General features: G+C 42.7%; 8 protein-coding genes. All 8 read right to left on the bottom strand.

Annotated features, from left to right (window positions below; genetic code table 11):
• Positions 1 to 102 precede the first annotated feature (102 nt).
• Positions 103 to 372: an energy transducer TonB gene (locus JIG41_RS02425; protein WP_312000475.1), complete on the bottom strand. Its 270-nt coding sequence runs from the start codon at positions 370 to 372 to the stop codon at positions 103 to 105.
• Entirely contained in the window at positions 341 to 481 is a 141-nt protein-coding gene (locus tag JIG41_RS02420; protein ID WP_182396161.1) for a hypothetical protein, read from the bottom strand. The genes JIG41_RS02425 and JIG41_RS02420 overlap by 32 nt, the downstream gene beginning before the upstream one ends.
• Before the next feature lie 98 nt (positions 482 to 579).
• Positions 580 to 1758, bottom strand: a complete 1179-nt coding sequence (locus JIG41_RS02415) for an exo-beta-N-acetylmuramidase NamZ domain-containing protein (protein ID WP_036970543.1) — start codon at positions 1756 to 1758, stop codon at positions 580 to 582.
• Complete coding sequence (gene murQ, locus JIG41_RS02410) at positions 1758 to 2693, bottom strand: N-acetylmuramic acid 6-phosphate etherase (RefSeq protein ID WP_036970545.1); 936 nt, start codon at positions 2691 to 2693, stop codon at positions 1758 to 1760. Before murQ ends, JIG41_RS02415 begins: the two co-directional genes overlap by 1 nt.
• Positions 2683 to 3594, bottom strand: coding sequence for a BadF/BadG/BcrA/BcrD ATPase family protein (locus tag JIG41_RS02405; protein WP_051501818.1), 912 nt, complete (start codon positions 3592 to 3594; stop codon positions 2683 to 2685). Before JIG41_RS02405 ends, murQ begins: the two co-directional genes overlap by 11 nt.
• The gene (locus JIG41_RS02400; RefSeq protein ID WP_199524209.1) at positions 3595 to 5169 is read right to left on the bottom strand and encodes a sodium:solute symporter; all 1575 of its coding nucleotides are present in this window, start codon (positions 5167 to 5169) and stop codon (positions 3595 to 3597) included. It lies immediately after the preceding gene.
• 80 nt (positions 5170 to 5249) lie between these two features.
• Positions 5250 to 5999, bottom strand: coding sequence for a L,D-transpeptidase (locus tag JIG41_RS02395; protein ID WP_065978429.1), 750 nt, complete (start codon positions 5997 to 5999; stop codon positions 5250 to 5252).
• Positions 5996 to 6433, bottom strand: a complete 438-nt coding sequence (locus JIG41_RS02390) for an enolase C-terminal domain-like protein (protein WP_312000474.1) — start codon at positions 6431 to 6433, stop codon at positions 5996 to 5998. The genes JIG41_RS02395 and JIG41_RS02390 overlap by 4 nt, the downstream gene beginning before the upstream one ends.
• Positions 6434 to 6569 lie beyond the last annotated feature (136 nt).

The raw sequence follows: 6569 nt of genomic DNA, 5'->3' as shown, positions 1-6569 counted from the left end.
GGGTCTCGTGGGCTCGGAGATGTGTATAAGAGACAGGCTCTACCTCCTGCATCCATGCAGTCGTAAATCAGAAATTTTTAACGCAGGTAGCGACTGGTTTGATCACTCAAAATGATTAAGTATTTTTGCGGATTGGTATAATAGCGTGTTGCTGGCTGTTTTTTGATGTTGCTTGCAGTGCCAGTCACTAAGTGCTTCACGCGATTCACTAATAAACATGCCTGCGGGGAAACTTTCTAGAAAGGTAATATCTTTGCTATTCCCGTGTTGATCAATCGTAATAATGAAGCGTGCACTGCCCGCTTTTTTGGTCATCTGTGCCACTTTAGGATAGCTAGGTTTAGTTACGCGTTTTAATGCCCATAGCTCGATCTGCAGCGCTTTTATCGGCGCTTAAGTCAAGTATACGTGCAGCCTTGCTAGGGGCCTGTGAGCAGCCAGAGAGTAAGGCAAATACTGCCGCACAAAAATAGACCTTCATAATACATCCTTTTAATTATTCAGGGCCTAAATTTACCACAGCCGTCAAAAAGTGATAATAAAAAAAGAGGCAAGTGCCTCTTTTTGAAATATGTTTTGTTATTGATACAGTAAATAGGGCTGTCGCTTACGTTTAAATGCCGCAAGCTCAGTTTGCCAACTCTGTTTTATTTGTTGCTCGGTTTGTCCCGCCTCAATCGCTAAACGAAGCTTATCTGTGCCCGCTAACTTATCCATAAACTCAGCACGTTCAAAAAATAACTGCTGTGAATCGGTTAGTTGTTGATAAGCAGCAATAAATAAACTTAAATCTAAGCCATGCATGTTTGAATCACGTAAATCTTGACCAAAAACCTCAACGTCTTTGAATTTAGGGTTCATTGATGCCCCTTTAATCGCACGTGGCGTAAAACTAAACTCTCCTAGTTTTACAGGTGAATAGCCGACGACTTGGAACGGAAAATCAGTTCCACGACCAATGGTTATGGGTGTCGCTTCAAAGAAGCATAATGATGGATAAAGCTGAATAGATTGAGCATTTGGCAAATTAGGGCTTGGTTTTACTGGCAAGTCGTAAGTAATGGTGCGCTTATAATTCGCCACCGGTACCACTGATAGCTGAAGTTCAGCTGCGTTATTGATCCACCCTTCGCCTTTAATCATCTGTGCAAGCTCAGCAACCGTCATACCATGTAAAACGGGAATTTCATGCATACCCACGAACGAACGGAATTTGGGATCTAAAATTGGCCCATCGACATAAGCAATGTTCGGATTGGGTCTATCAAGGACAATAAATGCTTTACCGTTCTCAGCAGCCGCTTCCATCATATAATGCATTGAACTGATGTATGTATAAAAGCGCACACCGACATCTTGGATATCAAAAATAATAACATCCAGATCAGCCAGTGCTTCTGGGTTCGGTTTTTTATTGCTGCCGTATATAGAAACAACATCGATACCCGTTTTGGCATCTACAGTACTTTTTACATGGGCACCCGCATCATGATCGCCTCGAAAACCATGTTCCGGGGCAAATATTTTACGCACCACAACCCCTTTTTCGAGTAAAAAGTCGACTAAATGTTGACCATTAATTTCTGACGTTTGATTGACAACTAAACCAACGCGCTTGCCTTTAAGTTCTGGCACATAGGCTTGATAGTTAACAGCCCCCACTTGTAATGGTTGTGCTTTTTCTGGCACATTAACTGGCGTTTCCTTACAACCAAGTAATGCTAAACAGCTCACAATTAAAATGGCTAAAAAACGCATTATTCCTCCACCGCTTTACGTAAAAACCCATTCGCTTGGCAAAGCAGCTGTTTTGCCTCATCTGCAGGCTTACCCGTTAATACAATCAAAATAGCTAATTTGGCACTTTGCTCGGCTTGCTTTAAAGCATCGACAGCTTGCTGCTGTGAGCAACTAGTTGCCTGCATCACTATACGAATAGCACGTGCATGGAGCTTTTCGTTACTTGCATTTACATCAACCATCAGGTTTTTATACACTTTACCGGTGCGGATCATACTGGCAGTGCTTAACATATTAAGTACAAGCTTTTGTGCCGTACCCGACTTCATTCGTGTTGAGCCTGTCACAGCTTCTGCCCCTACCACAGGGCAAATACCAATTTGCGGTAAACGCATCACCGCTGAATCGGGGTTACACGTAATGCCCACCGTGACACACCCTAACGACTTAGCATACTCAATTGCAGCACACACGTATGGAGTACGTCCACTGGCAGCGATACCCACAACGATATCTTTTCCTGTAAGGTTCGCATTTTTTAAATCTTCCACACCAAGTGTGGTGCTATCTTCGGCACCCTCAACAGCTTTTTTAAACGCGGTGTCACCGCCAGCAATAATGCCTAAAACCTGCTGTTCGCTCACACTGTAGGTCGGGGCACACTCAACAGCATCAAGAATACCTAAACGGCCGCTAGTGCCTGCGCCTATATAAATAAGTCTGCCACCTTGTTGAAATGCTTCAACAATATGATCTACTGCTAAGCTTATTTGCGGGATAACCAGCTTAACGGCTGCTGCAACCTTGTGATCTTCATTATTGATTTTTGTGAGGATCTCAGTGGTGCTGAGCAGATCGATATCCAAAGTGTCAGGGTTTTGTCCTTCAGAGACAATACCGTTTAATTCTTCAAGTAACTCACTTTGATGCTTAAAGACGTGCTCAGGGCTCATTACGTTGTCCTTTTTCAATAATGTCATGGTAATGCTTTACCGCTAGTATAGCGGCACCAGTTAATGAATCCCCTTTACAAGGAGATAATTCGTTTTGCAATGTAAGTGGCAATAAGTCTTGGCTCACCTTAGCAAGCCCCCCAATTAAAATTACGGGTAACGGCGATGTACCGCGACTTTTATTAATTAACTCAACCACTGACGTCGTGTGCTCAGTTAATACCTTATTGGCTACTTTACATTCGTTTTGTAAGCTAAACACAAGCGGACTAAAACGTGCATAATCCGCGGGTTTGGCTTGTTTAAGCCAATGACTAATTGCTTGACGAGTGCATCCTAGCTGCTCACTCAAGCGAATCGTTAATCGGCTTTTTGGTAAATCGTAACAATCTATATCGTTTAATAAATACTGTACAGCCATTAGACCAATACGCGCGCCGCCACCAAAGTCATCCACAGTAAAACCCCAACCACCGACTAATTTAGCTTGGTTGTTTGATTGTAAACGCGCACCGACAGCACCTGTACCAAGGGCAACAACAACACAAGGTTCCCCCAAATTTGCACCATAAAGCGATGTAATGGCATCACTCTCTATGCGAAGACTTGCAAACTCAATCTCGTAAATTAGCTTGAGCATTACTTTAACTTGCTCAGCTAATGTGGTTGATGCACCTCCGGCGAGGCCCATTACAGCAACGATATCACTGGCCTTTGCACCACTTTGTTCGCAAACGTCTCGAACAACCTTCACAATATTCTCAACTGCTAAATCAAGATCATTCGAAATAGACGCGGGCCCGCCTTGTGAGCGAAACGTCAATTGTGAGGATTGCTCTGTCAGTTCAGCTAAAACTTTAGTACCGCCACCATCAATGGCTAGAACATAACGCACTGTCATTTATGCAAATGCCTCATTACTTGCTTTGGGTTTGCCAACACAACACACTAATGTTGATAACAAGGTGCCAATACATAACTGCCAAGTAAAACCTAAATAAAAGCGCATCGACTCAGGCAATAACCAATCAATCATATAGGGTTGCATTAATAGCGTAACAACAAAACCAACAATTAATGCAGCGAGCACAGAACCTTCACTGCCGCGTTTTGTAAATAACGTTGTGAAATAAACACCCAATAAACCGCTGTACGAAAACACCATAACGCTTAAGGCAAACTTTAATAACGGCATATCACTGTATTGCTGCCAGAAATAGCAAAGTATTGCCATCAACGCCAACGCTAAACTAACTACTGCCATCCCCACTCTACCAGCTGTAACAAAGTGGTGGTCACTCACGTGTTTATTGGCTTTTTCTAGATACGGGCGATATAAATCTTGCACTATCACTGATGACATTGAGCTCAGCCCCGAATTTAATGTTGATATCGCCGCAGCAATTATGCCCACACTAACCAAGCCTTTAATTCCTGCAGGTACTTCATTTAATACGTAATACATAAAAATAGTAATTTTTTCGCCATTAAACTCTTGTACAACCGCCTCTCCAGCCTGATTATTCATAAGTGTTGGTTGCTGATAAACAATATAAAGCAGCATGCCAATGAAGATAAAAATAGCCATAACCGGTATTACCATCAGCACCGATAGCAATAATGCCTTACTGCCTTCTTTTGGACTCTTACAGGTTAATAAACGCTGTGTCATGTCTTGATCAAGGCCAAATGCTGCAATATTTAACAATACAAACCCGGTTAATACAGAGGCCATATTGAATACCCCTGATGGCGTAAAGTCTAAATCAAACTTAAACAAAGTAAGTTTCGAGTCAGCACCAGGAGCGGGTTCATTTAAGGTGGCTATAATGGTCGAGAAATCGGCAGGAATAATATTCAGCAAACACCAAATAACCGCGATCGCTGCACTAACATAAACAACACTCTGTAAAACATCAGAATAGATAACGCTGCGGATCCCGCCTAAAAAGGTATAAAGTAAACCCGCCAGCGCCAGTACTAAGGTCGCTATCACCACACTGTCGGCATGTATATTGCCATATAAAATCATAGCCACCGCGATGGCTGCCATATAAAGACGCGCACCACTGGCAAACACACGACCAAATAAATACATTAAACCGCTACGGCGTTTAGCTTTTGGGCCTATACGCTTTTCTAACAGCTCATACACTGTGTACACTTTTTGTTGGTAAAACTTAGGAATTAAAAATGCCGACACCACAAATGCCGCAATAAACGCCCCTATATTTGTTGCGATATAAGAAAAATCACCTTGATAACCTTGATCTGGGCCACCAATAAAGGTTGCCGCAGATTGCGACGTCGCCAAAACAGAAATAGCCACCATCCAGGTCGGCATGCTATTTCCACCCAAGAAAAAATCTTGGCTTGAGTTGGCACGTTTGCGATTAAACCACCAGCCACTGAGCAATAAAATTGCGCCATAACTTGCGAATACTAACCAATCGAGTAATGCGTAATTTGCACTCATTTATTATCCTAACTCAAACCTTAATGGAATATATTATTCCACCATTACGACAAAAATAAAATACTTTTATTTTATTATTTTTAATTTTCCAGTACCGGCAATTGCCACTGACTTTGTTTTTGCTGATATTGCTGCTTAGTTAAACTCACCAATAATGGTTTTTTACGCTCATCAAGCCAAGCTAATAAGGTATCCATATCGGTTTCGGTCATCGCTGTACATCCTGCTGTTGGTTTACTGGGCGCACGCCATAAATGCATAAAAATACAACTGCCCGCCCCATCGACATTGTAAGGATTGTGCTTTACCACGATCCCCTTTTTATATAAGTCGTCTTGGCTGTAAATATCACGGCGCATCCATTCAGATGAGTTTTTTACCGCAGCGTCTCCCACTTCTGACTTATCAACGAGTTGGTTGTAAAAAGGAGACCCTTTTACATCAATGCAGTAATCGTTAGCAGTCATAGCTTGATAGCTAAGATTCGTTTGTAATGTGTCTAAGTAACCAAATGCAGTACCTAGTTCAAAGATACCCGCTGGCGCTTTGCCATCCCCCTCTTGTTTTTGCAAACCAGCTTGTGCTGGATGTAAGCCAACACCCCAAGCAAGCCCAGTACGCCCAAGCACAACAGCGTGTTGATCACCTTGTTGTTGCCATTGTCGCCCTTTTTTTTCAAAGCGATAAAGCGTCGCATCAATTGCGTCACTGTCATTGGCTACAACCACAACTAATTGTTGATGTGTATTATCAATCACAGGCGTGTACTGCTGCGAGCTTGCACAGGCGGTTAAACTCATTGCTGCAACAAAACTAAAGATTTTTTTCATTCTGGCCACACTCCATTTGTTATCAGTTCAAGACCGTTGATTGATTCAATACCAAGACCTGGGGCATCCGAAAGCGTGATCTGCGGGCCATTAAATTCAACCCCACCTTGCACCGGATCATACTGGCCAAGGGCTGGACCGTCTAAATCAATTTTACTAATTTGTTGGGCTTTTGCTGATGCTAAATGTGCAGCACCCGCCACAGCAATACTGCCCTCAAGCATACAGCCAATCATACACTGCGCTTGATACTGCGCAGTGATATTGGCTATTTCAATCGCACGGCTCAACCCACCGGTTTTCATCAGCTTAATATTAATAATATCAACGGCGCCAAGCTCTAAAAGCTGAATAACCTGCTGAGGAGAAAAAGCACTCTCGTCGGCCATAATCGGTGTATTAACACGATCAGTAATGTATTTTAGTCCTTGGATGATGAGATGGACGCTCCCCTAAACGGCGTCAATGCGCCAAACTGGTTAACTCACACTCAGTTAAAAGGGAACGTCCGTCATGAAAATTAGCACATTATCAATTGATTTGGCAAAAAATGTATTCCAAGTCGCTGGC

The sequence above is a fragment of the Pseudoalteromonas sp. bablab_jr011 genome, from assembly GCF_016464045.1.
Taxonomy (GTDB): domain Bacteria; phylum Pseudomonadota; class Gammaproteobacteria; order Enterobacterales; family Alteromonadaceae; genus Pseudoalteromonas; species Pseudoalteromonas lipolytica.
The sequence above is the reverse complement of the archived record's forward strand: the minus strand, read 5'-3'. Positions and strand labels throughout refer to the sequence as shown.